This window comes from Mesorhizobium sp. B1-1-7 (genome assembly GCF_006442705.1).
GTDB lineage: Bacteria > Pseudomonadota > Alphaproteobacteria > Rhizobiales > Rhizobiaceae > Mesorhizobium > Mesorhizobium opportunistum.
Window position 1 is genome coordinate 59,290 of the sequence record NZ_VFWQ01000013.1, and the last position, 24,997, is coordinate 84,286.

At 63.3% G+C, this 24,997-nt stretch carries 19 protein-coding genes; 7 read left to right on the plus strand and 12 right to left on the minus strand.

Features of this window, described 5'->3' with window-relative positions:
• Nucleotides 1-32: 32 nt before the first annotated feature.
• The 3 genes from FJ978_RS22365 to FJ978_RS22375 all read left to right on the plus strand — a co-directional run bounded on the left by FJ978_RS22365 (nucleotide 33) and on the right by FJ978_RS22375 (nucleotide 5,636).
• Nucleotides 33-1,019 (plus strand): Gfo/Idh/MocA family oxidoreductase, encoded by a 987-nt coding sequence (locus tag FJ978_RS22365; protein ID WP_140574043.1) that lies wholly within the window; start codon nucleotides 33-35, stop codon nucleotides 1,017-1,019.
• Between the two features lie 40 nt (nucleotides 1,020-1,059).
• A complete protein-coding gene (locus FJ978_RS22370) occupies nucleotides 1,060-2,718 on the plus strand; it encodes an FAD-binding dehydrogenase (protein ID WP_140574045.1) in 1,659 nt (552 codons plus the stop codon).
• Between the two features lie 212 nt (nucleotides 2,719-2,930).
• Entirely contained in the window at nucleotides 2,931-5,636 is a 2,706-nt protein-coding gene (locus FJ978_RS22375) for a hypothetical protein (protein WP_140574047.1), read from the plus strand.
• Nucleotides 5,637-5,820: 184 nt separating this feature from the next.
• On the opposite strand, the gene FJ978_RS22380 is transcribed toward FJ978_RS22375, so the two are convergent.
• From FJ978_RS22380 to FJ978_RS22415, 7 genes are all read right to left on the minus strand, one after another.
• Complete coding sequence (locus FJ978_RS22380) at nucleotides 5,821-6,759, minus strand: alpha/beta hydrolase (protein ID WP_140574049.1); 939 nt, start codon at nucleotides 6,757-6,759, stop codon at nucleotides 5,821-5,823.
• A gap of 222 nt (nucleotides 6,760-6,981) precedes the next feature.
• Nucleotides 6,982-7,764: a carnitinyl-CoA dehydratase gene (locus FJ978_RS22390; protein ID WP_140574051.1), complete on the minus strand. Its 783-nt coding sequence runs from the start codon at nucleotides 7,762-7,764 to the stop codon at nucleotides 6,982-6,984.
• Nucleotides 7,757-9,835: an acetate--CoA ligase family protein gene (locus FJ978_RS22395; RefSeq protein ID WP_140574053.1), complete on the minus strand. Its 2,079-nt coding sequence runs from the start codon at nucleotides 9,833-9,835 to the stop codon at nucleotides 7,757-7,759. The genes FJ978_RS22390 and FJ978_RS22395 overlap by 8 nt, the downstream gene beginning before the upstream one ends.
• A 3-nt stretch (nucleotides 9,836-9,838) precedes the next feature.
• Nucleotides 9,839-11,002, minus strand: a complete 1,164-nt coding sequence (locus FJ978_RS22400; RefSeq protein WP_140574055.1) for an acyl-CoA dehydrogenase — start codon at nucleotides 11,000-11,002, stop codon at nucleotides 9,839-9,841.
• 5 nt (nucleotides 11,003-11,007) lie between these two features.
• Nucleotides 11,008-12,102, minus strand: a complete 1,095-nt coding sequence (locus FJ978_RS22405) for a carnitine 3-dehydrogenase (RefSeq protein ID WP_023775988.1) — start codon at nucleotides 12,100-12,102, stop codon at nucleotides 11,008-11,010.
• The gene (locus FJ978_RS22410) at nucleotides 12,099-12,728 is read right to left on the minus strand and encodes an HD domain-containing protein (protein ID WP_140574057.1); all 630 of its coding nucleotides are present in this window, start codon (nucleotides 12,726-12,728) and stop codon (nucleotides 12,099-12,101) included. The genes FJ978_RS22405 and FJ978_RS22410 overlap by 4 nt, the downstream gene beginning before the upstream one ends.
• A 17-nt stretch (nucleotides 12,729-12,745) precedes the next feature.
• Nucleotides 12,746-13,663, minus strand: a complete 918-nt coding sequence (locus FJ978_RS22415; RefSeq protein ID WP_013891683.1) for a 3-keto-5-aminohexanoate cleavage protein — start codon at nucleotides 13,661-13,663, stop codon at nucleotides 12,746-12,748.
• Nucleotides 13,664-13,740: 77 nt separating this feature from the next.
• Here FJ978_RS22415 and FJ978_RS22420 point away from each other — a divergent pair, with 77 nt between their 5' ends.
• Complete coding sequence (locus tag FJ978_RS22420) at nucleotides 13,741-14,721, plus strand: GlxA family transcriptional regulator (protein WP_140574059.1); 981 nt, start codon at nucleotides 13,741-13,743, stop codon at nucleotides 14,719-14,721.
• A gap of 16 nt (nucleotides 14,722-14,737) precedes the next feature.
• On the opposite strand, the gene FJ978_RS22425 is transcribed toward FJ978_RS22420, so the two are convergent.
• Both FJ978_RS22425 and xylA read right to left on the minus strand, forming a co-directional pair.
• Nucleotides 14,738-14,941 carry a hypothetical protein gene (locus FJ978_RS22425; RefSeq protein ID WP_013891685.1) on the minus strand — a complete coding sequence of 68 codons (204 nt, stop codon included), beginning with the start codon at nucleotides 14,939-14,941 and terminating at the stop codon, nucleotides 14,738-14,740.
• 204 nt (nucleotides 14,942-15,145) lie between these two features.
• Nucleotides 15,146-16,471 (minus strand): xylose isomerase, encoded by a 1,326-nt coding sequence (gene xylA / locus FJ978_RS22430; RefSeq protein WP_140574061.1) that lies wholly within the window; start codon nucleotides 16,469-16,471, stop codon nucleotides 15,146-15,148.
• A gap of 124 nt (nucleotides 16,472-16,595) precedes the next feature.
• On the opposite strand from xylA, the gene FJ978_RS22435 reads away from it, so the two are divergent.
• Nucleotides 16,596-16,958: a nuclear transport factor 2 family protein gene (locus FJ978_RS22435; protein ID WP_140574063.1), complete on the plus strand. Its 363-nt coding sequence runs from the start codon at nucleotides 16,596-16,598 to the stop codon at nucleotides 16,956-16,958.
• Nucleotides 16,959-17,155: 197 nt separating this feature from the next.
• Here FJ978_RS22435 and xylB read toward each other — a convergent pair whose 3' ends face one another.
• Together xylB and FJ978_RS22450 are read right to left on the minus strand one after the other, a co-directional pair.
• Nucleotides 17,156-18,610, minus strand: a complete 1,455-nt coding sequence (gene xylB, locus FJ978_RS22445; protein WP_013891688.1) for a xylulokinase — start codon at nucleotides 18,608-18,610, stop codon at nucleotides 17,156-17,158.
• Between the two features lie 81 nt (nucleotides 18,611-18,691).
• Complete coding sequence (locus FJ978_RS22450) at nucleotides 18,692-20,014, minus strand: tetratricopeptide repeat protein (RefSeq protein ID WP_140574067.1); 1,323 nt, start codon at nucleotides 20,012-20,014, stop codon at nucleotides 18,692-18,694.
• A 225-nt stretch (nucleotides 20,015-20,239) separates the two neighbouring features.
• Between FJ978_RS22450 and FJ978_RS22455 the strand changes: the two genes are divergently transcribed.
• Nucleotides 20,240-23,029, plus strand: coding sequence for an autotransporter outer membrane beta-barrel domain-containing protein (locus FJ978_RS22455; RefSeq protein WP_140574069.1), 2,790 nt, complete (start codon nucleotides 20,240-20,242; stop codon nucleotides 23,027-23,029).
• A gap of 179 nt (nucleotides 23,030-23,208) precedes the next feature.
• Here FJ978_RS22455 and FJ978_RS22460 read toward each other — a convergent pair whose 3' ends face one another.
• On the minus strand, nucleotides 23,209-23,832 hold the full coding sequence (locus tag FJ978_RS22460) for a LysE family translocator (RefSeq protein ID WP_140574071.1): 624 nt from the start codon (nucleotides 23,830-23,832) through the stop codon (nucleotides 23,209-23,211).
• A gap of 256 nt (nucleotides 23,833-24,088) precedes the next feature.
• Here FJ978_RS22460 and FJ978_RS22465 point away from each other — a divergent pair, with 256 nt between their 5' ends.
• The gene (locus tag FJ978_RS22465) at nucleotides 24,089-24,859 is read left to right on the plus strand and encodes a L,D-transpeptidase (protein WP_140574077.1); all 771 of its coding nucleotides are present in this window, start codon (nucleotides 24,089-24,091) and stop codon (nucleotides 24,857-24,859) included.
• Nucleotides 24,860-24,997 lie beyond the last annotated feature (138 nt).

A 24,997-nucleotide genomic window follows, 5' to 3' on the forward strand; every position in this document is an offset into this window, starting at 1 on the left:
GTCGCCTGTAAAAATCGACATGGAGAAGCGTGATGTTCCGATGGGGTGTGTTGTCGACGGCCAAGATCGGCCGCGAGCAGTTGTTGCCGGCAATTGTCGAGGCGGAGAACGGCGTGCTGTCGGCGATCGCCAGCCGCGACCTGTCGAAGGCCAAGGCATTGGCCGAGCGCTTCGGCGCACGCCATGCCTTCGGCTCCTATGAGGAACTGCTTGCCTCCAAGGACATTGACGGCGTCTACATCCCGCTGCCGACCTCGCAGCATGTCGAATGGACGGCGAAGGCCATCGAAGCCGGCAAGCATGTGCTAGTGGAAAAGCCGCTGGCGCTCGACGCCAAGGACATCCCGCCGCTGATCCAGCTGCGCGACCAGAAGAAGGTGCTGGTCTGCGAGGCGTTCATGGTCATCTATCATCCGCAGTGGATCAAGGTGCGCGATCTCATCGCCAGCGGCGCCATCGGCCGGCTGCGCCACGTGCAGGGCGCGTTTTCCTATTACAATGTCGACCCCAACAACATGCGCAACCAGCTCGATCTCGGCGGTGGCGCGCTGCCCGACATCGGCGTCTACCCGACCGTGTCGACGCGCTTTTCGACCGGCAAGGAGCCGCTGCGCGTGCAGGCGACGATCGAGCGCGACAAGAAATTCGGCACCGATATCTACTCCTCGATCCGCGCCGATTTCGGCGACTTCGAACTGTCCTTCTATTTGTCGACGCAGATGGCGGCGCGGCAGGTGATGGTGTTCCACGGCGAGAAGGGTTTCATCGAGGTTTTTTCTCCGTTCAATGCCGGCCTCTACGATCATCACCGCGTCGAACTGCACAACCAGAACCACACCGAGGCGCAGGTGTTCCGCTTTCCGGGCACGCAGCAATACCGGCTGGAGGTCGAGACCTTCGCGCGGGCGGCTCAGGGCAGCAAGGAGCGCGTCTTCACACTGGAGGAGTCCGTGCTCAACCAGAAGGTCATCGACGCCATCTTCCGCGCCGGCGGCAAGGACGGCTGGGAGGCTGTCTAACTGCTTGCTTTAAAATAGCCGGCTAATTCTGGGAGGGGCAATGGCTGACGATGCGGACGTGATCATTGTGGGCGCCGGCCTTGCCGGGCTGGTTGCCGCCGCCGAACTTGCCGAGGCCGGCAAGAAGATCATCATCGTCGACCAGGAGCCGGAGCAGTCGCTGGGCGGTCAGGCGTTCTGGTCGTTCGGCGGGCTTTTCCTCGTCGATTCGCCCGAGCAGCGGCGCATGCGCATCCGCGATTCACATGATCTGGCGCTCGAGGACTGGCTGGGCACCGCCGCTTTCGACCGGCCGGAAGATCACTGGCCACGCAAATGGGCGGAAGCCTATGTCGGCTTCGCCGCCGGCGAGAAGCGCTCCTGGCTGATGGAGCGCGGCCTGAAGTTCTTCCCTGTGGTCGGCTGGGCCGAGCGCGGCGGCGGCAATGCCATCGGCCACGGCAATTCGGTGCCGCGCTTCCATATCACCTGGGGTACCGGCCCGGGTGTGCTCGAACCCTTCGTCCTGCGCGTACGCGAGGCGCAAAAGCGCGGCTTGATCAGCTTCAGATTCCGCCACCGCGTCAACGAACTGACGCGGACGGGCGCTGCCGTCACCGGTGTGCGCGGCGATATCCTTGAGCCGAGCACGGTCGAGCGCGGCCACAAGAGTTCGCGCGAAATATCAGGCGATTTCGAACTTCATGCACAAGCGGTAATCGTCGCTTCCGGCGGCATCGGCGCCAACCATCAGCTTGTGCGGGAAAATTGGCCCAAGCGGCTTGGCGCGGCGCCGAAGCGCATGATCACTGGCGTGCCCGACCATGTCGACGGCCGCATGCTGGCGATCACGGAGCAGGCCGGCGGTTCGATCATCAACCGAGACCGCATGTGGCACTATGTCGAGGGCATCAAGAACTGGGCGCCGATCTGGACCGACCACGCGATCCGTATCCTGCCTGGCCCGTCGTCGCTGTGGCTCGATGCGCGGGGCAAACGCCTGCCGGTACCGCTCTATCCCGGCTTCGACACGCTGGGCACGCTCAGCCATATCATGGGCACCGGCTTCGACTATTCCTGGTTCATCCTGACCAAGAAAATCATCCAGAAGGAGTTCGCCCTGTCGGGCTCCGAACAGAACCCGGACCTGACCGGCAAGAGCTGGCGTCAGGTGCTGGGGCGTGCCACCTCAGGCATACCGGGACCGGTGAAAGCCTTCATGGAGAAGGGCGAGGATTTCATCGTCGAGGCCGATCTTTCGAAGCTGGTCACCCGCATGAACGCGCTGGCCGGCGGCGAGCCGCTGCTCGAGCTTGCCCAGGTCGAGCGCGAAATCCGCGCCCGCGACCGGCAGCTCGACAACCCGTTCTCCAAGGACATGCAGATCACCGCGCTGCGTGGCGCGCGGGCCTATCTCGGCGACCGGCTGATCCGCACGGCCAAGCCGCACAAGATGCTCGACCCGGCGAATGGCCCGCTGATCGCGGTGCGTCTCAACATCCTGACCCGCAAGACGCTGGGTGGCCTGCAGACCGATCTCGACAGCCGCGTGCTGGGTGAGGATGGTCAGCCGGTGCCGGGGCTCTATGCCGTTGGCGAGGCCGCCGGTTTCGGCGGCGGCGGCGTGCATGGCTATGCCGCGCTGGAAGGCACCTTCCTCGGCGGCTGCATCTTCTCCGGCCGCGGCGCAGGCCGGGCAGCGGCACGTTCGGTGGCGTGAGAGGTCCAAAGCCTACCGAGCTCACTATACCGGAACAGCGCTGTTCATTTCTTCGCTTGGCAATCTCATAGAGATGTACAGTCAAGTCGAGTATGTTGACAGCGCCGACTAGGTGCTTATTTCCAGGAAATGCTAGTGAGCAATTACTTAATAGCGCGCTGATGACAGCGCGGCGCCCGTAGGCTAATCTGTTGTGTTTTCCGGGGATGGCAATGGGCAAAAAACACATAGTCATTGCGGTACATGGGATTCGAGATTTTGGTCAATGGCAGGACCGTCTCGGCGATATTTTAGCTGTTAATCCTTCAATTGTTACCGAACGATATCGTTTTGGATATTTCAGCGTCCTTGCGTTCCTTATACCGTTTGCGCGCTGGCTGGCCGTTAGAGCATTTCGCCGACATTTTGAGCAACTGGTGAAAGATAATCCCGAGGCTCATTTCTCCCTAGTGGCGCATTCTTTCGGTACACATATCGTTGCTCACGCCATTCGCGGCATGAAGCCGCCGGATATTCCGCGAATAAAAACGATCATCCTGGCCGCCAGCGTCCTGCGGTCTTCTTTCGACTGGTCTGCGGTGATCGCCAGAAGTCGGATGAATGGAAAAGGCATCCAACGGGTCCTCAATGACTGTGGCTGGGATGACAAGGTCCTGATTCTGAGCCAGCTTTTCGTACTCTTCACGGGCATGGCTGGAAGAGTGGGATTCTACGGTTTTATAGGCGTTGACGTGAAAAACCGGTTTTTCCCTGGCGGGCATGGGCATTATTTTAAGCCAGCAGGCGTCGATGCCGACGCCTTTATGCGCGAATGGTGGCTACCGGTTTTGGCCGCGACAGCCAAACCGCGTGACGGGTTGCCGTTTCCCCCAAACACGATACCCAAAGGCATTTTCTACGCTCTTTTGCGCCTAGCCGATCCCGTCAAGATCTGTGTCTATCTGATGACCTTTCTCCTGGTTTGGAACATTGCCTATCTGGAACCGCGCCGAGCGGCTGCCGAGGAAAGTTACCGGCGGCAATACCAAACAGCCGCAACCCAGATGCAATCTGACCGGTCGGTTCCCACAGCGTTCTTGGCCCTGCTGAGGCTTGCCCATTCGCAGAGCGAAAGCGACCCAGCGCACATTCTCGCGCGGTTCGCAGGACAGCGGCTCAACTCGTTTGATAAAGCCAGCCGCAGCTTAAGAACGGATACTGTCTATGAGTGGGGCGACGGCTCTTATCTGATCCGGGATCAGCCCATCAGACTTTCGGTGCGCCGACCTATCGTCGAGTACCACTCGACCGACTTTCATTTGTTCATTCTGGTCGGAGAAGGACGGTCCGTGTGGGTGATCGACGATCGGACGGGGAAGGTCAAGTGGAAGACGTCGATTGACGAAGAAGGATACGACGCATCGAATGTGCACATGTGGCGATTGAAGGGCAGCAGCCATGTTGCCGTCGATTTTGACGTCGCGCAGCCAGAAGAGGATAACACTCCTCACTATGTGATTGATGTAAATTTGGATGGGGGCGATGGGACCTATTTTGGTGGCCACCCGGCGGCGGGTTTAGACTGTGCCACGATCGAGCCTGCACTTGAGTTGCCGGACAATGATGATGATGACCCGACACCGGAGCAATACAAGACAGCTCAAGCGAAGTTGGATGAGCAAACCGCACGCACGAAAACCTGTCTTCTACCGCTGTCGATAGAAGTTCCCCCGTCATTTCGTTTTCCAGCAGTTTCGTCGGAGTCAAACGTATGGTCATCCGTCGCCAGCACCCCGGTTCCCAAGGATGATACGTCGACCTCCGGATGCGCCTATGGCGAGATGCTTTTTACTCACGATCGCCGGGAAAATGGTAAGCTGCGGTTCGACGACAGCACGACGGATGACCCTTCGGTCAACGACCTCTCGTTCAATAACGGGGACTGCTTCTACACCTTTCAAGGGCCCGGTGCTAAGCACTACATCGCACTTAGCAAGGTCATGGGCAAAGCGTGGGTCGAATGGCTCATTTGTGAACTTCGAACGGAAGTCGACGTTGGCCGGTGTGTGGAGGACGGGTTCTACTATCTGGCCAAAGGGGATCTCTCTATGTCTCCTAACCGTCGCTATCTGGCTCTCGCAGACGATGCTAGCGAGGGTATAGGGAATTCGTGGTCTTTGATCGACCTGCAGAACATGGTTGTGCTCGCGCCGACAGTCTTCCCTCTTACTCGCGTTAGCGCGGTTGCAATGACCGATGAGGCCGTCTTAGTCGCGGCTCCGGCTGCAGCTCCCCGCGGCGCCTTGGAGCTCTGGGCTTACAAATTTACCGACGGTATCCCAGAACTCCTTACGCGCCAGCTCATTCAGCCACCTGAAAGTTTCGAGTTCACCGGAGATAGCGATACAAATATCCACGATGCGACACGATTGATCGTAAGCTCTGGGTCGTTCGTTCTGGCTTCCATCTTCCAGGAAATTGCCGATCTAAAGATATCCTCAGACACAAGCATGCTGGCATGGGCCGGGTCAGTGTTGCCATGGTTAGTTCCTCCAGCACAGCCGCCGTTGGCAACCTTGTGGACCACGCCCGAAGTCGGATTGCCGGTCAACGTGCAGATCGCGATCACTTACTCACCGGATAGGGAAATACTCGCCGTCAGTGCAGCTAGCCAGATCCGAATCGTGAATACGTCGGATGGCACTTTTCTCACGCCCGTAATTGACATTTCTACATTTCCTGCCTGCAGGGGCCCCATCGTCGCCGTCACAGCCCATGCTGACCTGACCCTCACTGTGACAACGGATAACTGCGTCGCAACCCGACAGTCGCCACTATCTGCAACCGAGTTGGCCAAAATAGAGGCCAATCCCTCACTTTATTTCGGGATGGGAGGAGCTCTTGCGCCGATGCTGCCCAATGAGACGCGTGCACCCTGAAATCCATTCTCAGAGTCCACCAGTCCGATTCATATGATTTCATGTTCGCCTGAAGCCGGTCTGTCAGCCCGGCCGTCGGACCTACATAGTCGCTGGCCGCATAGGAATTCGAGAGGAGGTTCTGGCCTGAAATATATACGTCGCGTTTATGGCATTGCCGGCAGCGATGCGTGACGGAAGCTTCTCACCAGAGCCAGGCGCCCTGGCCGAGGGCGGCCACGGCGTCGACGATCCGGGTGAAGCTGGCGCGGGCGCGGCCAACCGTGTGCCTGGCCCGGAGATAGCCGTGCACCAGCCCTGGTTCCTCTAACCAATACGCTCGTCCGCCGGCGGCGACGATGCGGTCGCGGTAGGCCTCGCCGTCCGATGACAGCGGATCGCACTGCGCGGTGATCAGAACTGTCGGCGGCAGGTTGGCGAAATCGGCGTCGGCGAGCGGCGATAGCGTTATGTCGCCGGTCTGGTCCAACCCGCCGGTACGGACATGCTTGTAGAATTCTATATCGCGCGCCGTCAGCATCGGCGCCTCGGCATGCGTCACATAAGAGCCGCGCGAGCGGTCGCCACCGAGGCCGGGATAGATCAGCACCTGGCCAAACGGCTTTTTCGCGTGACCCCGCGTGGCATGGCTGACGGCGGCGCAGAGATTGCCGCCGGCGCTGTCGCCGCAAAGCACGATGGGATGGTCGCGATTTGCGGCAGTCCATTCGAAGGCGCTCATCGCATCGTCGAAGGCGGCCGGATGCAGGTGCTCCGGCGCCAGCCGGTAGTCGACCGAGACCACCTCATAGCCGGGGCGGGCGCAGAGTTCGGCGCAGACATCGTCATGGCTGTCCAGCCCGCCAAGGATGAAGCCGCCGCCATGGATATAGAGCACCGTCGCCGCTGCCTGGTGCGCGCTTCGGTAAAGGCGGATCGGGATGTCGTGCGTCGATGTCGCTATCGCCGAGGTTTCGACCGCAACGCCCTCGGGATAGCCGGCAAAGAATTCCCGGCACATGCGGTCGTAGATCGCGCGCTGTTCGGCGATCGTGTAGTCGATCGTATCGGGCGGATAATAGGAATTGGTGCGCTCGATGAAGGCCCAGGTCTCGGCGTCGATGAGGGTGCTGTAGTCGGTCATGCTGGCCGCGCCGACTGCAAAGGCTGAGCCCGGGCACCCCCCTCTGGCCTGCCGGCCATCTCCCCCGCAAGGGGGGAGATTGGCAGCTTCGGTTGCAACGCTTTTCTAGCAGCGCTCGTGATTGGCGAAAGCGAAAGTAACATCCGATCTCCCCCCTTGCGGGGGAGATGTCCGGCAGGACAGAGGGGGGTGTGACGGAACGCCATCATTTCCAAACTACCGTCACTTCCCCTTCCACACCGGCTCGCGCTTCTCGGCGAAGGCGCGAAAGCCTTCCATATTGTCCTCGGAGCCGTAGAGCGCATCGACCGTCGCCAACTGGCGGCGCGTGACCTTGTTCATGGCGTCCTGGAAGGTCAGCGCCTCGGCCACGCGCGCTGTCTCCTTGATCGCGGCGAAGACCAGCGGCGGGCCGCCGGCAAGCAGCCTTGCGATCTCCCAGACGCGGTCCTCGAGCTTGTCCTTGGGCAGCACTTCGTTGACCAGCCCCCAGCGATGCGCCTCGGCGACGTCCATCCAGCGGCCGGTGAGCAGAAGGTCCATGGCGACATGGTAGGGAATACGCTTCGGCAGCTTGATCGTCGCGGCGTCGGCAAGCGTACCTGCGCGGATTTCGGGCAGCGCGAAGGAGGAATGCTCGGAGGCGTAAATGAGGTCGCAGGACAGCGCCAGCTCGAAACCGCCGCCGACCGCCATGCCGTTGACGCAAGCAATGACCGGCTTGTTGAGGTCACGCAGCTCCTGCAGGCCGGCAAAGCCGCCGACGCCATAATCTCCGTCGACCGCGTCGCCGCCGGCAGCCGCCTTCAGGTCCCAGCCGGCGCAGAAGAACTTGTCGCCGGCGGTCTTGACGATGGCGACGCGAAGCTCCGGATCGTCGCGGAACGCCTTGAACGTCTCGCCCATCAGCCGTGAGGTCTTCAGGTCGATGGCGTTGGCCTTGGGCCGGTCGAGCTTGACCTCGAGGATAGTGCCCTCACGGCGGGTCGAAATGACGTCAGACATTCTTGTTCTCTCCCAGCACCAGCAGCGCGTCGGCGATCCAGGCACCCTTGCCTTCGGCGCAGACGATCAGCGGGTTGATGTCCAGTTCCTCGATCTCGCCGGCATTCATCTGCACGAAGGCGGCGATGCCCGCGATGGCATCGATGGCGGCCTGGACATCGGCCTTCGGCCGGCCGCGATAGCCTTCGAGCAGCGGGAACAGCTTAAGGCCGCGCAGTGCGGCCTCGATGTCGTCGCGCGTTGCCGGCAGCATCAGCGTGACGCTGTCGCGCAGCAATTCGACCAGCACGCCGCCGGTGCCCAACGTCATCACCGCACCGAACATCGGATCGCGGGTGAAGCCGACGATCAGTTCGGCGACGCCGTCGCGCACCATGCGCTCGACATAGAGTCCGGTGCCGAGCGGCAGCAGGTCATGCGCCGCCGTGCTGACCGATTCCGCGTCCTTGAGGTTCAGCCTGACAGCGCCGACCTCGGACTTATGGGTGACGCCCAGCGCCTTCAGGGCGACGGGAAAGCCGAGTGCCATCGACGAGATCACCGCCTCGACGGCATTGCCGGCACGCTCGCCCTTCGGGACCGGCAAGCCGGCCATGATCAGCCGCGCCTTGGCTTGCGCCTCGTCAGGCGTGACATGCTCGCCACCAGCGGCACCCGAGGCGGAGGTGTCGACCGGCTGCGCCTGCGGCTCGCGCCAGGCCCAGCCGATGAAGGCCGCGGCCTGGGCGGCGTCCATCGCCTCGGAAATGCCGAACAGTGGAACCATGCCCCGCGCCATCAGCTCGGCGGTGTATTCCTCGGGCAGGTTCTCCGGCAGCGAGGAGACGATCGCGCCGTGCGCCTTGTTGGTCTTCAGCGCCGATTCGAAGGCGCGCAGTGTCGCCCACCAGTCGGTCACCGAGCAGCGGTCCGGGCGCGGAAAGTCGAGCACCAGCATGTTGAGGTCGAAGCCGCCCGACACCATGGCGGTGAAGGTGGCCGTCATTGCCGGCTCGTTGTTCCAGATGAAGGTGTGGTAGTCGAGCGGGTTGGCGACCGCGACCAGCGGCCCGAGCGTCGATTTGACATGAGCGCGATGGCTGTCGGTGAGAACCGGGAAATTGACCCAGCGGCCTTCGGCGCTGTCGGCCATGACCGACGCCTCGCCGCCCGAACAGCTCATCGACGACAGCCGATAGCCGGGCAGCGGGCCGGTGATGTGCAACAGCTTCAGCGCTTCGATGAAGGCTGGAATGGAATCCACGCGAGCGATGCCGAGCCGCCTGAGGAAGGCGCCCGAGGCCGCGTCCGAGCCGGCGAGCGAAGCGGTGTGCGAGACCGTCGCTTGCCGCGCCTGTTCGGAGCGGCCGACCTTCATGGCGATGATCGGCTTTTTCAACTCGCGGGCACGCGCGGCCAGTCTTTCAAAGCCGGCTACCGAATCGAAGGCCTCGATGTGCAGGCCGAGCGATGTGACCCGCTCGTCCTCGATCAGGCCCAACGCCATTTCGGACAGGCCGGTCTGCGCCTGGTTACCGGCGGTCATCAGGAAGGCGATCGGCAGGCCACGCTTCTGCATCGTCATGTTGATGGCGATGTTGGACGACTGGGTGATGATGGCGACGCCTTTGCCGCCTTGTTCCAGCCGGATGCCGCCATGCTGGTCGGGCCACAACAGCGCGCCATCGGCATAGTTGATCAGGCCATAGCAGTTCGGGCCGATGATCGGCATCTCGCCCGCCGCTGCCACCAGCTCGGCCTGCAGCCGCTCGCCATCATCATCATAGGCCTCGGTCTCGAGGAAGCCGGCGGCAAAGCAGACGGCGCCGCCGGCACCCCGCTCGGCCAGCGCTTTGACGACCTCGATGGTCAAATGCCGGTTGACGCCGACAAAGGCGGCATCCGGCGCGCCGGGCAGATCCGCCACGGACCGATAGGCCTTGCGTCCGGCAACCTCGTCCTTGGTGGGATGCACCGGCCAGATTTCGCCGGCAAAGCCCATCTTGATCGATTGCGCAACGACGGCGGCGGCCTGCACGCCACCGAACACGGCGATCGATTTCGGGCGTAAAAGGCGCTCAAGCTTATGCATATGTCATGCCCCGAACGGGCGCAGCAGCGCCCGCGAAATGATGTGACGCTGGATTTCCGACGTGCCTTCCCAGATGCGCTCGACGCGGGCGTCACGCCAGATGCGTTCCAGCGGCAGGTCGTCCATCAGGCCCATGCCGCCATGGATCTGGATGGCCTCGTCAGCGACGAAAGCGAGCATTTCGGTGGCCTTCAGCTTGGCCATGGCCATGTCCTGGTCGGTGACTGTGCCTTGATCGTACTTCCAGCCGGCTTCGAACACCATCAGGTCGGCAGCCTTGAGTTCGGTCGCCATGTCGGCGAGCTTGAACGACACGCCCTGGAACTTGCCGATCTGCTGGCCGAACTGCTGGCGCTGCGCGGAATACTCGATGGCGTGGCCGAGCGCCCGCTCGGCGCGGCCGAGACAGGTAGCGCCGACCTGCAGGCGGGTGGCGCCGAGCCAGGAATTGGCGACGTCAAAGCCCTTGTGCACTTCGCCGAGGACCTGGCTTGCGGGCAGACGGCAATCGTCGAATTCAAGGATGGCGTTGGTGTAGCCGCGATGCGAGACGTTGCGGTAGCCGTCGCGCACCGTGAAACCCTTGGTGCCCTTGTCGACGACGAAGGCGGTGATCTTCTTGCGTTTGCCGCGCGCCGTTTCTTCCTCTCCCGAGGCCATGAAACAAATCGCGAAATCGGCAAGGTCGGCGTGGGAGATGAAATGCTTGGTGCCGTTCAGCACCCAGTCGTCGCCGTCCTGCACGGCGGTCGCCTTCATGCCGCGCAGGTCCGAGCCGGCGCCGGGCTCGGTCATGGCCAGGCAGTCCCATTTCTCGCCACGGATGCAAGGGAACAGGTATTTTTCGCGTTGTTCGGGCGTGCCGGCGAGCAGGATGTTGGAGGGGCGCGCCACGCAGGTCCAGTGCAGCGCGTAATTGGCGCGGCCGAGTTCCTTTTCGTAGAGCAGCCAGGTCACCGTATCGAGGCCCGCGCCACCGACATCGGCGGGCATGTTGGCGGCATAAAGGCCGGCCTCGATCGCCTTGGCCTTGATCTCTTCGATCAGCTCGCGGCGCAGCACGCCGGTGCGTTCGACCTCGCGCTCATGCGGGTAAAGCTCATTCTCGACGAAGGCGCGCGTCGTCTCGACAATGAGCTTCTGTTCCTCCGACAGACCAAAATCCATGGTCTTCAGCCCTTCTTCTTTTTCTTCGGCTTTTCGGCTTTCTTCACCGGCTTGCCGGCCTTGGCCTTCTCGGCCGCCTTGGAGGCCGCCGGCTTCTTGGCCGCCAGCTTGGCGAGCTGCCTGGTATAGTCCTTGTGCAGCGCGCCTGCGCCCCAGCCCTTGCCCTTGTTCTGCTTCGACAGCGCATCCATGATCGCGACCAGATTGTCGTCGCGGATCTTTTCCAGCTCGCGGATCGACAGGCCGTGGGCCTGGTCGTCCGATTGCGTGGCGATCAGGTCGACCAGTTCGTCGTTGAACTCCGGCACGTCCATCAGCTTGGTCCACGGCCATTTCAGGCAAGGCCCGAACTGCGCCATGAAGTGGCGCATGCCGGCCTCGCCGCCGGCAACGCGATAGACCTGGAACATGCCCATCTGCGCCCAGCGCAGGCCGAAGCCATAGCGCATGATGTCGTCGAGTTCCTCGACGGTGCAGATACCGTCCTTGATCAGCCACAGCGCCTCGCGCCATGCTGCTTCGAGCAGGCGGTCGCCGACGAAAGCTTCGATCTCCTTGCGGATGACGACAGGCTTCATGCCGATCGAGGCATAGATCTCCCTGGCGACCTCGATCGCCTCGGGAAAGGTCTGCTCGCCGCCGACGATCTCGACCAGCGGCAGGAGGTAGACCGGGTTGAACGGGTGGCCGACGACCAACCGCTCCGGATGCTTCTTCATCGCCACCTGCATGTCGGTCGGCTTGATGCCGGAGGTGGACGAACCGACGATGGCGTTGGCCGGCGCGTGGGTGTCGATCTCGGCCAGCACGCGGTGCTTGAGGTCGAGCCGTTCCGGCACGCTCTCCTGGATGAAATCGGCATCGGCGACGGCTTCGGCGATGGTCTTGGCGAAAGTCAGCTTGCCCTCTTTCGGCAGGCCGCCGGGAACCATCTGCTTGTAGGCGCGGCGCGCGCCCTTCATCACTTCGGAGACCTTGCGCGAGGCCTCGGGATCCGGATCGAAGATCGATACGTCGATGCCGTTCAAGAGCAGGCGCGCCACCCAGCCGGCGCCGATGACACCGCCGCCGATGGCGGCTGCCTTGTTGACGATGCTCATGCGGATGCTCCGGTTCTTGTCTTGGCTGTTGTGGGATCGACGAGGGGCACGCGCTCGCCGGCGCGAATGACCGAGGGGTCGTAGGCCTTGCGGGCAAAGACCTCGAGCACGAAGGGCCGGAAGAACTCGATCGGCAGCGTCTCGTAGTCGGGGTCGAAGCTCGACTGGTCCCAGCGTTCGCAAAACTGGTCGCAATCGTCGAAATAGGCGTGGCCGGCGAAGCGGTCGCGGGCATGGCGATTGCCGCCCAGATGATGGGCGTAGTAGAGGCGCTGGAAATCGCCGTGCTTTTCCACCACCCAGGTGCATTGCTCACGCACGAAGGGCTTCAGGATCGAAGCGGCGTATTCATCGTGATTATAGGGCGCGTAGATGTCGCCGATGTCGTGCAGCAGCGCGCAAGCGATCCAGTCGGTGTCGGCGCCGTCGCGCCAGGCGCGCGTCGCCGCCTGCAGCGAATGGCCGAGCCGGGTGATCTTGTAGCCGGACAGGCCCTCGTCGAGCTGAACCAGCGCGTCGAGCAGCCGCTCGCCGGTTTTGGCGGCGTAGTCGATCTCATGGGCGGTCAGGAACTCGTAATCGTCCCTGTCGCCATCCTTCATCGCGGTGAATTTGACGGTTGTCATGTTCGACGCCCTCCAAACTATGCCGCGATCGGTGCCCGCTTGGTCAGGTTCAGCTTCTTGCGCACTTCTTCCGGGCCAAGGATCCTGGCGCCGAGATTGGTGACGATGCTGGCGGCGCGCTCGACCAGTTGCGCGTTGGTGGCCAGCACGCCCTTGTCGAGCCAGAGATTGTCTTCCAGCCCGACGCGGACATTGCCGCCGGCCAGCACTGCCGCGGCGGCATAGGCCATCTGGTTGCGGCCGATGGCGAAGGCCGACCAGTTCCAGGTCGACGGCACGTTGTTGACCATGGCCATGAAGGTGTTGAGGTCGTCAGGCGCGCCCCACGGCACGCCCATGCAGAGCTGCACCAGCGCATCGGGATTGAGCACCTTCTCCTCGACCAGTTGCTTGGCGAACCAGAGATGGCCGGTGTCGAAGGCCTCGATCTCCGGCTTGACGCCGAGCGCCGTCATCATGCCGCCCATGGCGCGCAGCATGCCGGGCGTGTTGGTCATGACGTAGTCTGCCTCGGCGAAGTTCATGGTGCCGCAATCCAGCGTGCAGATCTCCGGCAGGCACTGGCGCACATGCTCCATGCGGTTGGTGGCGCCGCCCATGTCGGTGCCTTTTTCGTTGAGCGGCAATGGTGCCTCCGGCGAGCCGAACACCATGTCGCCGCCCATGCCGGCGGTCAGGTTGAGCACGACATCGACATTGGCTTCGCGGATGCGCTCGGTGACTTCGCGGTAGAGATGTACGTCGCGCCTGGGCTTGCCGGTCTCGGGATCGCGCACATGGCAGTGGACGATCGCCGCACCCGCCTTGGCCGCATCGATGGCCGAATCGGCGATCTGCTTGGGCGAGCGCGGCACATGCGGGCTGCGATCCTGCGAGCCGCCGGATCCGGTCACGGCACAGGTAATGAAGACCTCACGGTTCATCGCGAGCGGCATGGAACTCTCCTCCCATAGATACAGACCCCAACAATGCCCGACTTGCCGGAAACTGTTTTGCGTTTTACGAAGCTTCCATGACCAAAAGCGAAAAACCGACGATCTTTCGCGCCGAGCGCTCGCCGCTCAAGGTGACGCTGCTGGTGTTTTCCGGCTCGTCGATCATGTGCGTGGCCTCGGCCGTCGATCCGCTGCGCGCCGCCAATCGCATCTCCGGCGAGACCCTGTTCGATTTCAAGCTGGTCTCGGTGACCGGCGAGGCTCCGGTCACCACATGCGGGCTGCCGGTGGCGGTCAGCGGGCGCTTCGACGCGGCCGAGCCAACCGACGTTCTCGTCGTCGTCGCCGGTTTCGGCACCCAGAATTATGCCACGACAGCGCTGCTGTCAGGGCTGCGGCGAGCGGCCCGCGCGACCCGCGCATGCGGCGGCGTCGAGGCCGGCACCTGGCTGGTGGCCCGCGCCGGCCTTTTGGAGGGGCGCAGCGCCACCACCCACTGGGAAGACATGGAGGATTTCTCGTCGGCCTTTCCCGGCGTCGATGTCCGCCCGGACCGCTATGTCATCGACGGGCCGGTGTTCACCTCGGGCGGCGCCTCGCCGACCTTCGACCTGATGCTGCATTTGATTCGCACGCGGCTCGGCATGGCGGTGGCGCTCGATGTCGCCAGCGTCTTCATCTACGACCAGGCCCGTGCCGCGACCGATGCCCAGCCATTGGTCTCGCTCGGCCGGCTCGACGGCTACGATCCGCGCCTGGCGCAGGCCATCCGGCTGATGGAATCACATGTCGACCAGCCGCTGACCATCGAAGCAGTGGCCAAGCGCGCCGGGGTGACGGCACGAACGCTGGAAAGCATTTTTCGCAGATCGATCGGAGAGACGCCGGGCGCCTATTATCTCAGGCTGCGGCTGGCTGCGGCACGCCGGCTGGTTGTCGACACGCGCGTGGCCATGGCGGATATTGCCGGGCGAACAGGGTTCTCGTCCGCCGCGGCATTTTCCAGAGCGTTTTCAAGAGCTTTCGGCGAAGCACCGGTCAGGCTGCGCCGAGGATAGTTTTAGTTCGGGGAGATTATGCGGCGTTCTGACGATCGCCGCCAGCGTCGATCTGCGAGCGCATCTGTCTCGCCAGCCGGACTTCAAAACGGTTGCTGACGGCGCGATCCCATTGGTTTTTCACGTCGTCGGTCGGCCTCGGCAGCGCCATCAGCCGGTCGATGATCGATCCGGTCTCGCCGGATGCCAGTAGGGCGTCGATTTCGCGTTCGTGCTGCATATCGGTTCGCCTCCTTCCTTTTCACCCGCCACAGGTCATTGTTATACGAGATACGTGACGGCTGTTTGAAGGCAAGAGCGAGGCCATTGAGGGGCGTCTGGGGGCAAAAGCTTGTCGCCGGACGGGCGCTTTGGCGCAGGCTGTTCCAGGGCGGCGGGAGTGTTATCCAGCCGCCCTCGAGCAATACGAATCGGCCTTCCGACCTCAGACGTAGCGGTTGACGATGTTCTCCAGCAGTTCCTGGCGGCCGGAGCGCGGCTGCGGCTCGATCTTCTTCTTCACCACGCGCTCTGCGATATCCTCCAGCGTGCGCTTGCCCGACAGCATCGCCTTGGCCTCGGCACTGTTCCAGCCGGCATAGCGCTCGGCGAGCGGCGCGGACAGTGCCTTGTCCTCGACCATGCGGGCCGCGGCCTTCAGGCCGCGCGCGCAGGCGTCCATGCCGCCGATATGGCCGATCAGCAGATCCTGCGGGTCGAGCGACTGGCGGCGCAGCTTGGCGTCGAAGTTGGTGCCGCCGGTCTTGAAACCGCCGGCCTGCAGGACCTGATAATAGGCCAGCGCCATTTCCGGCACATTGTTGGGGAACTGGTCGGTGTCCCAGCCCGACTGGTAGTCGTTGCGGTTCATGTCGATCGAGCCGAACACGCCGAGCGCATTGGCCAGCGCCAGTTCGTGCTCGAAGGAATGGCCGGCCAGGATGGCGTGGCCCTGCTCGATGTTGAGCTTTACTTCCTTCTCCAGGCCGAAGCGCTTGAGGAAGCCGTAAACGGTGGCGACGTCGTAATCGTACTGATGCTTGGTCGGCTCCTGCGGCTTCGGCTCGATCAGGATGGTGCCCTTGAAGCCGATCTTGTGCTTATAATCAACGACGAGGCTGAGGAAACGGCCGGCCTGTTCCTGCTCGCGGCCAAGATCGGTGTTGAGCAGCGTCTCATAGCCTTCGCGGCCGCCCCACAGCACGTAGTTCTCGCCCTTCAGCCGCTTGGTGACGTCGATGCAGCTTTTCACCGTCGCCGCCGCATAGGCAAAGACATCCGGATCGGGATTGGTGGCGGCGCCCGACATGAAGCGGCGGTTGGAAAACAGGTTCGCCGTGCCCCACAAAAGCTTGACGCCGGTCTGCTTCATCTTGCCCGCGAAATAATCGGCGATTTCGTCCAGGCGGGCGGCGCTCTCGGAGAAATCCTTGCCCTCGGGCCGCACATCGGCGTCGTGGAAGCAGAAATAGGGCGCACCGAGCAGCGAGAACATCTCGAAGGCGACGTCCGCCTTCAGCTTGGCCAGTTCCATCGTGTCGACGCCACCGGCCTTGGGGAACCACGGGCGGTCGAAAGTCTGGCCGCCGAACGGATCGCCGCCCGGCCAGGCGAAGGAATGCCAGTAGGCGACGGCGAAGCGCAAATGGTCTTCCAGCCGCTTGCCCGCCACCACCTCATCGGGGTTGTAGAACCGGTAGGCCAGCGGATTGGTCGAATCCGGTCCCTCGTATTTGATCTTCTGGATGTCGCCGAAAAATCCGCTGCTCATGATTTCTGTCCTCTCTCGAATAGGTCTCGGGTAATTCGCCTTGATTACCTCAGGCGTAATTGGTTTCGGGTCCGCGGTGGTCGAAAAGGCTCATGTCAAAGCCGTCAAGCAAAGGAGACAGACCATGACCGACCTCAACACAATCGCCGAGGGCTACATCACCGCCTGGAACGAAAGCGATGCCAGCCGCCGCGCCGAATTGCTGAAGGCCACCTTCACCGAAGACGTCAGCTATCGCGATCCGATCATGCAGGGCGACGGACACGAAGGCGTCGCAGCCCTGATCGACGGCGTGCAGCAGCGCTTTGCCGGCTTCCGGTTCTCGTTGAAGGGCACGCCGGACGGGTTTGCCGACAAGATCCGCTTCTCCTGGAATCTTGGCCCGGAGGGTGTCCCTTCGGTCATCGAAGGCACGGATATCGGCATCATCGAGAACGGACGCCTGAAGAGCGTCACCGGTTTTCTCGACAAGGTGCCGGCGCAGTGAGGGTTTCCGGGTAAGGCAGGTGCGAGGCGCCCCCCTCTGGCCTGCCGGCCATCTCCCCCTCAGGGGGGGAGATTGGCTGTCTTTCCCGTCTTCGCTAATTATTAACCTTGCAAAACGAGCAAAGCCGCCAACGCTGCCGATCTCCCCCCTTGAGGGGGAGATGCCCGGCAGGGCAGAGGAGGGCGCCTCGCACTGACTCACGCGGTTACGGCCCTGATCGCCGGATACAGCGCCCGGTAGCGCTGATAGGCGTCAGCATATGCTCCGCCAAGTGCTGCATCCGGTTCGATCGTGGCGTCCGTCTTCGGCGCCGTGCACACCGCCAGCGGATCCGCGCCGGTCGCCGCGATCAGGCCGAGCCTGGCGGCGCCAAAGGCGGCGCCGAAATCGCCGTCGGCGGGAATATCCACCGGCAGCTGCAGCGCGGTGGCGATCGCCTTCAGCCAGTAGCGCGAGCGCGAACCGCCGCCGATCGCCGTCGCGCGCGTCAGCACGGTACCGGCTGTCTTCAGGGCTTCGAGACTGTCGCGGAAGGCAAAGGCGACGCCTTCGAGCACCGCCTGGGTCAGCACCGCACGGCTCGATTCATGCGCCAGCCCGGTGAAGGAGCCGCGAATGGCGGAATCATTGTGCGGTGTGCGCTCGCCCGAAAGGTAGGGCAGGAACGACACGCCGCTCGGCGCTTTCAACGCATCGCCGAGTTCCGTTGTCAGCTCGCCCGCGCCCTTGCCCGTGATCTCCGATAGCCAGTTGAGCGAATCGGTCGCCGACAGGATCACGCCCATCTGATGCCAGGTGTTGGGCAGCGCGTGGCAGAAAGTATGGACCGCGCTTGCCGGGTTGGGCAGATAGGATGCGTTGGCGGCAAACAGCACGCCCGACGTGCCCAGTGAAACAAAGGCATGGCCGGCACCGACCGTGCCCATGCCGCAGGCCGAAGCCGCATTGTCGCCGGCGCCGCCGGCAACCGGGATGCCCGCCTCGACGCCCCATTTCGACGCCAATTCGGCGCGCAATCCGCCGGCCTTCCCGGTGCCCTCGACAAGGGACGGCATCTGCGTCTCGTCGAGCGACGTGGCGGCGAGCAGATCCCCGGACCAGCGGCGCTTGCCGACATCGAGCCAGGCCGTGCCGGCCGCATCAGACATTTCCGAAATGTGTTCGCCGGTCAGCCAAAGCCGCAGGAAATCCTTCGGCAGCAGCACCTTGGCCACTTTGGCGAAGACCGCGGGCTCGTTGTTCTTCACCCAGGCGAGCTTCGGCGCGGTGAAGCCAGGAAAGACGATGTTGCCGGTGAGTGCGCGGAAACGCGGATCGGCGTCCAGCGCTGCCGCCTCGACATGACTGCGCGTGTCGTTCCACAGGATGCAGGGGCGTAGCACCCCGTCAGCCGCATCGAGCAAGGTCGCGCCATGCATCTGGCCCGACAGGCCGATGCCTTTCACCGCCGCGAACTGGCGGGGATGGGAAGCTTTCAGTTCGGCGATCGCCTCTTCGCAGGCGCGTATCCAGTGCGACGGATCCTGTTCGGACCAGCCGGGATGCGGCCGCGAGACGTCAAGCGAACCATGGCCGGAGCCGATGACGGATTGTCCGGCATCGATCAGCAGCGCCTTGACGCCCGACGTGCCCAGGTCGAGGCCGAGATACATGTTATCCTCCCATGCCATTATTTTTTTCGGATCTCGAAAAAATCTGGCCGAGCCAGTTTTTAAGGCAAGATCCGCTTCGGGTCAATTCTCCGACAAATCGGCGGCGCGTCGCGAAAACAGCACCGACAGCGGACTGTCCGGGCGTGCCGCCGAACGCTCGGCCGTGAGCGCCCTGGCAAGCGCGGCGTCACCAGCTCGCAAGGCGGCTTCGATCAGCGTCAGGTCGATGACGTCGCGCTGTGCGTGGCTGCCGCCGAAACGATGCGCGATCGCCCGGATCGGCCTGATCAAACGTATAGCCTCGGTATAGTTGCCCTCGCCGAATGCCTTGATCGCCCGCGTCAGCGGATGGCCGACATCGCGGGTGAAAGCCGCATTGTCGTCGCTGCCATGCATGGCCTCGCGCTGCGCATCGAGCAAGCCAAGGGCTGCCGCGTCGAGACCGGCTCCGACAAAAGCCATCATCGCGTGTGCGTCGTTGAAGGCATAGTTGCCGGCGCCGACCTTGGGCCAGTTGGCGGCGAGCGCGGCCCAGCGATCGCCGACATCGACGCCGCCGAGATAAAGCCGCCACAGGATCGCCGACGCATCGACCATGTTCAGCGCCATTGCCGACGGCGTGCCGTAGATCGGCCCGTCATAGAGCGCCAGCACCTCGTCGGTCTCGCCGAGATCGTAGTGAAACAGCGCCAGGTGCCACCAATTGTGCACCTGCAGGAAGCTTTCCCGCGTCCACGCCTCGGGATCGGCGCGCATCCAGGCAATGCCGTCCCTTTGCCGGCTTTGCATTTCCATGACATGGGCAACCGCGTGCTGCGCCCAGCCGTCGCGCGGCTCGATCTCGACCGCCGCGCGGCCGAGCCTTTCGGCCCTGCCATAGTCGCCCATCTCCTCCAGCCCGAACGCCTGCATGCCGAGGACGGCATGGTAGCCGGGCATGCCGCTTTGCCACGATGGCAGGGCGCGGGCGATGCGGTCGCGCAGCATGCGGGCATTGCCGGTGAAGAAGTCGACCTGGTGACCGACCTGCAATGCCACGGCGTCGAGCGGGAAGTCGATGGCGATGTCCTCGAGAATGCCGGCGGCATCATGCCAGCGCCCGTTGGCGAGGTGGCCGAGGGCCAGGACATGCGCCTGCTCGCGTGTTGTCGCGGCAAGCGGCAGTGCCGCCTCGTGGCAGGCCCTGGCCACCGCCGTCGCCTCCTGCTCGGTGGCAAGGCCAAACAGATAGCCCTTGAAGACATGGGCCATGACGAAACCGGGATTTTCCGCGATAGCGCGGTCGACCGAGGCTACGGGGTCGCCGATGAAGCACTGCAATTCGCGCACCGCCTGGCTGTAGGGCGCGAGCCCGGCTTCCGTAGCGCCCGAAAATGCCAGGCCAAATCCATCCCTGATCGCCATGCGAAATCCCTCGATCGGACCGTCATGGGCACGCTGCCCCTCGGTCCAAAGCGATCTTAACGCATGGGCCACGGGCGCGCCAACCGCATGTCGCGCAGGTCCGTTCCAGTAGTTTTTGCAGTTCATCAACCATGCGGTGCAGATTAGGCTTTGTAAAATCGAACGAATTGTGTCTTCATTGCGGCGCGGCGGCGGGCTTGAAATCGCGATCTGAGAGGGGACGCGATGCGGCATAGTGAAATACAGCTTCCGAACTGTCGTTCGGAGTGCCCCAGCGAATCGGTTGCTTTGTTGCAGCAAGGGCCGAAACGAACCAACCCACGGCTTATTAGCTTTCTTGCAACTACAGCACTGACGTTGCTGCCCAATTCCGCGGCCTTCGCGGCATGCATGCTGGGCCTAACCGCGGGGAATACCGTCTACACCTGCGATAGCGGCGATTCGGGCGGAAGCCTCACCGATACCGATGGCAACAACACGCTGAACTTTCCCGCCGGTGGAACCGGGCAGATATCGGGCAATGTCACCTTCGGCATCGGTACGGACCGCATCAACATGCAGTCCGGCACCATCACCGGCACGGTCGACCAGGGCGATGGCACGGATTTCTTCACCATTGGCGCCGGCACTGTCGCCGGCAATGTGCAGCAGGGCGCCGGCATTGACGACTTCAACATGAGCGACGGCCTGATCGGCTCACTCAACCAGGGCGACGGGCTGGACACGTTCACCATGACCGGTGGGCGCATCGTCGATTTCTTCGACGACGGCGATCGTGCCGTGATGACCGGCGGGCGCATCGGCCGTGTCAACATGAAGCTCGACCAGAACTATTTCAACATGTCCGGCGGCACCATCGACCGCAACCTCGTCACCGGTTTCGACAAGGACACCATCATCCTGTCGGGCGGCATAATCGGCGGCAACATCAGTGTCAGCGGCGGCGCCGACAGCGTGACGGTTACCGGCGGCACGGTCGGCGGCGATGTGCTGATGAGTGTTGGTTCCGACAATTTCGTCTGGAACGGCGGCGGCATCATCTATGGTTCCGTCGATCTGGGCGGCGACAACGACACCGCCAAGCTCAGCAACCTCACCAATGGCAATCTCGGCGACACCAAGGCGATCACGGGCGGTGCAGGCACCGACACGCTCACCTTCGACAACGTCAAGCTGGAGGGGATCGCCAGGGTCCAGAACTGGGAGACGATCAACGCCACCAACGACACCCAATTGATGTTGGACGGCAATCTCGTGCTCGGCGACAGCGGCACGGGCACCGGATCGCTCAATGTCGATCAGGCAAGCACGCTCTATGGCGGCGGCTTCAACTCGGCGATCCAGGCCTTCACGTCCGGCCAGTTGGCCAATGTGGTCAATGCCGGCCGTATCGACCTGACCAACGGCACAACCGGCGCCACCGACCGGCTGACGATATCAGGCAACTATACAGGACTCGGCGGGCTGCTGCTCATCCAGACCGAACTTGGCGATGACACGTCCGCTTCCGACAAGCTGATCCTGTCGGGAGGAACGGCGTCCGGCTCGACCGGCATCGGGGTGATCAATGTCGGCGGCGCAGGCGCCGAGACCACCGCGGACGGCATCATGGTCGTCCAGGCGATCAACGGTGCCACATCCAGCGCCAGTGCCTTTGCCCTCGACGCGCCGGTCGCGGCAGGCGCTTTCGAATATTACCTGTTCAAGGGTGGCGTCAGCGCCGGCAGCGGGGAGAACTGGTATCTGCGCTCGACGCTGATAACGCCGACGTCGCCTGCGGCGGCGCCGTCTGCGCTGGAACCCGCGCCAAATCTCCAACCCGAACCGCCCGCGGCCGAGCCTCCACCGCCACCGCCGTCGAATCTGCCACCGGTGCCTGTGCCGACCGAGGGCGACATCAACAACCCGCCGGTCGACCCGACGCCGCCGGTGCAGGCCGCTGACCCGGAACCCGCGCCGCCTCCGCCACCACCACCGGCACCGCCTGCGGATCCACCGCCGCCCCCACCTGTTGTGCCTACCGTCGTGCCTGACCTGCCAACCCCGGCACCGGGTGAGCAGATCCTGCTCTATCGCATCGAGGTGCCGGTCTATTCGGCCTTGCCGCCGGTGGCAGAGCATCTGGCGATGACGACACTCGGCACCTTCCACGAGCGGCGCGGCGAACAGAGTCTGCTGTCGGATACGGAGATGTCGCCCGCCTGGGGCCGCATTTTCGGCCAGGACGCCAAGATGGGCTGGTCGGGAACGGTGTCGCCCTCCTTCGACGGCACGCTGTTCGGGCTTCAGGCAGGCTTCGACGTGTTCGGACGCGAGACCGCTTCAGGTGGAATCGATCGCGCCGGCCTGTTCGTCGCCTATGGCAGCATGAAGGGCGACGTGAGCGGCCAGGCGCTGGGACAAAACGATCTGTCGGTCGGCAAGCTCGACGTCAACGGCACCAGTGTCGGTGGTTACTGGACCCGCATCGGCCAGGGCGGCTGGTACCTCGACGGCGTCCTGATGGCCACGTTCTTCGGTGGCGACGCGACGTCGTCGCGCGGCGTCGGCATCGATGTCGATGGCACCGGTGTCACGGCCTCGCTGGAAGGCGGCTATCCCATAGCGCTGGGACAGGGCTGGACGCTTGAGCCGCAGGCGCAACTGGTCTGGCAGCATTTGTCGCTGGACGATACCGAGGACCGCTTCTCGTCGGTTTCGTTCGGCACCGACAGCAGCGTCACCGGCCGGCTGGGCGCGAGGCTGCAAGGCGAGACAACGATCAACGGCTTGGCCGTGCAGCCTTATCTCAAAGCCAATTTCTGGCACGATTTCGGCGGCACCGACACCGTCAGCTTCGACACCACCGATATCGCGACCGAGGGCCGATCGACCTCGTTCGAATTCGGCGGCGGCGTTGTGGCTAAGGTGAACGACAAGGTCAGCATCTTCGCCACCGGCGACTACACCACCAATCTCGGCGGCGACAAGCGCCGCATCCTCGAGGGCAATCTGGGCTTCAGCGTCAAATGGTGACAAAGGTGTGGTGATATTCAGGTGATGCCGGCCTGCAAATGGCGGCTCTCTGCGCTTCCGGTGCTCGCGGACCACATGTCCGCTCCGCTCCGGTTCTCGAAAGCCACCATTTTCGGCTCGGCCTGACCTGAATCTCACCACACTTTGGACTTTGAACCGAGCCGAAAGATCGCGCCGCTTCAATTACCCGAGCGCATCGCCATGGTGGCGATGCCGGCGCCGACCAGCAGCGTGCCGCCGGTGCGGTTGAAGATCCGGATCGCCTTGGGATTGCGCACGACATTGCGGGCGCGCGCCGCGACCAGCGCATAACCGAAGGCATTGGCGAAGGCGAGCGCCAGGAAGGTCGTCTCGAAGACCAGCATCTGCGTCCAGAAATTGGCATGCCGGTCGAGGAACTGGGGCAGGAAGGCGACGAAGAAGGTGATGCTTTTCGGGTTGAGAGCGGTGACCAGCCAGGCATGCGCCATCATCTTGGCCGCCGACACTGCATCGGTGCGCGGCTCGGCCTTCAGCGTGCCGCCGGCGCGAAACAGCTTTACGCCGAGATAGATCAGATAGCCGGCGCCGATCAGCTTCAGGACGGTGAAGATGGTCGCCGAGGCCGCAAGCAGGGCGCCGATGCCCAGCATCGACAGTGTCATGGCGGTGAAATCGCCGAGCGCCACGCCGACCGCCATCGGCAAGGCGGTGCGCCAGCCCTGGCCCAGCGCATAGGACACGACCAGCAGGATCGTCGGACCCGGAATGATGAGGAGGATGCTCGACGCGGCGGCGAAAGCGGCCCAGTTTTCGAACGACATGCTTGTCTCCCTAGGGTTAAAGAGAAGGATAAATCCTGAGCCCTGGGAGAATGTAAAGGGGGCCTGTTTTTTGTTTTTGCGCCATTCCCGACTGAAGGCCGCCGCTCGGCTGACGTCGTCGGAAGCGGACGAACACCGCCAAGCCATGCTCGAACGCAGGCGACACGGATATTCACGCTTTATCAACCATGAATGACGAAAATGCCCGCTATCCGGCCGGACCGTGCTTCCCGCCGACAGCGTAGGGTTTGGGTACATGCGTGAGTTGCCGCGAGGTCCGACGCCGCCACGAAACGGCGGCGCAATCGATACCGATCTTCATCTTTCCCGCCGCGCCGTCCTGTACGGCGCAGGCGCGCTGGCGCTGCTCAGCGCCGCAGGCTGCTCGACCTCCGGGGACGGCGGTATGCCGGTGCTGGATCTCGACAATACGGTAACCGGTTCGGTGCCGCAGATGCGGCCCGCGATCAGCGTCGACAAGAACATCACCGGCGCCGATGTCATGTACGCCGCCTTGACCGACAACGGCTTCAACGTGCCTGAAGTGCCGTACCTGAAGGTCAAGCCGGAATTCCGCCGCCAGATCGTCGTCGACACCACAGGCGAGGCGCCCGGCACCATCGTCGTACATCTCAAGGAGCGCATGCTCTACCTCGTCCAGCCGGGAGGCGATGCCATCCGCTACGGCGTCGGCATCGGCAAGGACGGCTTTCGCTGGTCCGGCCGCGCCAACATCCAGTATGGCAGGGAATGGCCGACCTGGACGCCGCCGCCCGAGATGATCCAGCGCAAGCCGGAACTGGTGAAATGGCAGGGCGGCCAGCCCGGCGGCCTGACCAATCCGCTCGGGGCGCGTGCGCTCTACATCTACCAGGACGGCAAGGACACCGGCTATCGCATCCACGGCTCGCCCGAATGGTGGAGCATCGGCCAGGCGATGTCGTCGGGCTGCGTGCGTCTGATCAACCAGGACATCATCGACCTCTACAGCCGCGTTTCGAAGAAAAACCCGGTGGTCGTCATGTGATCGTGGCCGCCGCTTGCGGCCGTCCTATTTTTGAGCGGGACCTTCTCCGAAACCGGTCCGCTTTCCGCTTACGCGGTCCTTCGGTTCGGGGCCCTGCCCCGGACTCTCCCGTTGCGCGATGCGGAAAGACAGGCCAAG

Bases quoted from the DNA above. Each gene is read 5' to 3' on its own strand.
- FJ978_RS22390 (WP_140574051.1), bottom strand. From the start codon at position 7,764: ATGTCTGACGTCATTTCGACCCGCCGTGAGGGCACTATCCTCGAGGTC.
- FJ978_RS22455 (WP_140574069.1), top strand. From the start codon at position 20,240: ATGCGGCATAGTGAAATACAGCTTCCGAACTGTCGTTCGGAGTGCCCC.
- xylB (WP_013891688.1), bottom strand. From the start codon at position 18,610: ATGTATCTCGGCCTCGACCTGGGCACGTCGGGCGTCAAGGCGCTGCTG.
- FJ978_RS22450 (WP_140574067.1), bottom strand. From the start codon at position 20,014: ATGGCGATCAGGGATGGATTTGGCCTGGCATTTTCGGGCGCTACGGAA.
- FJ978_RS22420 (WP_140574059.1), top strand. From the start codon at position 13,741: ATGACCAAAAGCGAAAAACCGACGATCTTTCGCGCCGAGCGCTCGCCG.
- FJ978_RS22400 (WP_140574055.1), bottom strand. From the start codon at position 11,002: ATGGATTTTGGTCTGTCGGAGGAACAGAAGCTCATTGTCGAGACGACG.
- FJ978_RS22425 (WP_013891685.1), bottom strand. From the start codon at position 14,941: ATGCAGCACGAACGCGAAATCGACGCCCTACTGGCATCCGGCGAGACC.
- FJ978_RS22370 (WP_140574045.1), top strand. From the start codon at position 1,060: ATGGCTGACGATGCGGACGTGATCATTGTGGGCGCCGGCCTTGCCGGG.
- FJ978_RS22460 (WP_140574071.1), bottom strand. From the start codon at position 23,832: ATGTCGTTCGAAAACTGGGCCGCTTTCGCCGCCGCGTCGAGCATCCTC.
- FJ978_RS22415 (WP_013891683.1), bottom strand. From the start codon at position 13,663: ATGCCGCTCGCGATGAACCGTGAGGTCTTCATTACCTGTGCCGTGACC.
- FJ978_RS22365 (WP_140574043.1), top strand. From the start codon at position 33: ATGTTCCGATGGGGTGTGTTGTCGACGGCCAAGATCGGCCGCGAGCAG.
- FJ978_RS22395 (WP_140574053.1), bottom strand. From the start codon at position 9,835: ATGCATAAGCTTGAGCGCCTTTTACGCCCGAAATCGATCGCCGTGTTC.
- FJ978_RS22465 (WP_140574077.1), top strand. From the start codon at position 24,089: ATGCGTGAGTTGCCGCGAGGTCCGACGCCGCCACGAAACGGCGGCGCA.
- FJ978_RS22405 (WP_023775988.1), bottom strand. From the start codon at position 12,102: ATGAGCATCGTCAACAAGGCAGCCGCCATCGGCGGCGGTGTCATCGGC.
- FJ978_RS22410 (WP_140574057.1), bottom strand. From the start codon at position 12,728: ATGACAACCGTCAAATTCACCGCGATGAAGGATGGCGACAGGGACGAT.
- FJ978_RS22375 (WP_140574047.1), top strand. From the start codon at position 2,931: ATGGGCAAAAAACACATAGTCATTGCGGTACATGGGATTCGAGATTTT.
- xylA (WP_140574061.1), bottom strand. From the start codon at position 16,471: ATGAGCAGCGGATTTTTCGGCGACATCCAGAAGATCAAATACGAGGGA.
- FJ978_RS22380 (WP_140574049.1), bottom strand. From the start codon at position 6,759: ATGACCGACTACAGCACCCTCATCGACGCCGAGACCTGGGCCTTCATC.
- FJ978_RS22435 (WP_140574063.1), top strand. From the start codon at position 16,596: ATGACCGACCTCAACACAATCGCCGAGGGCTACATCACCGCCTGGAAC.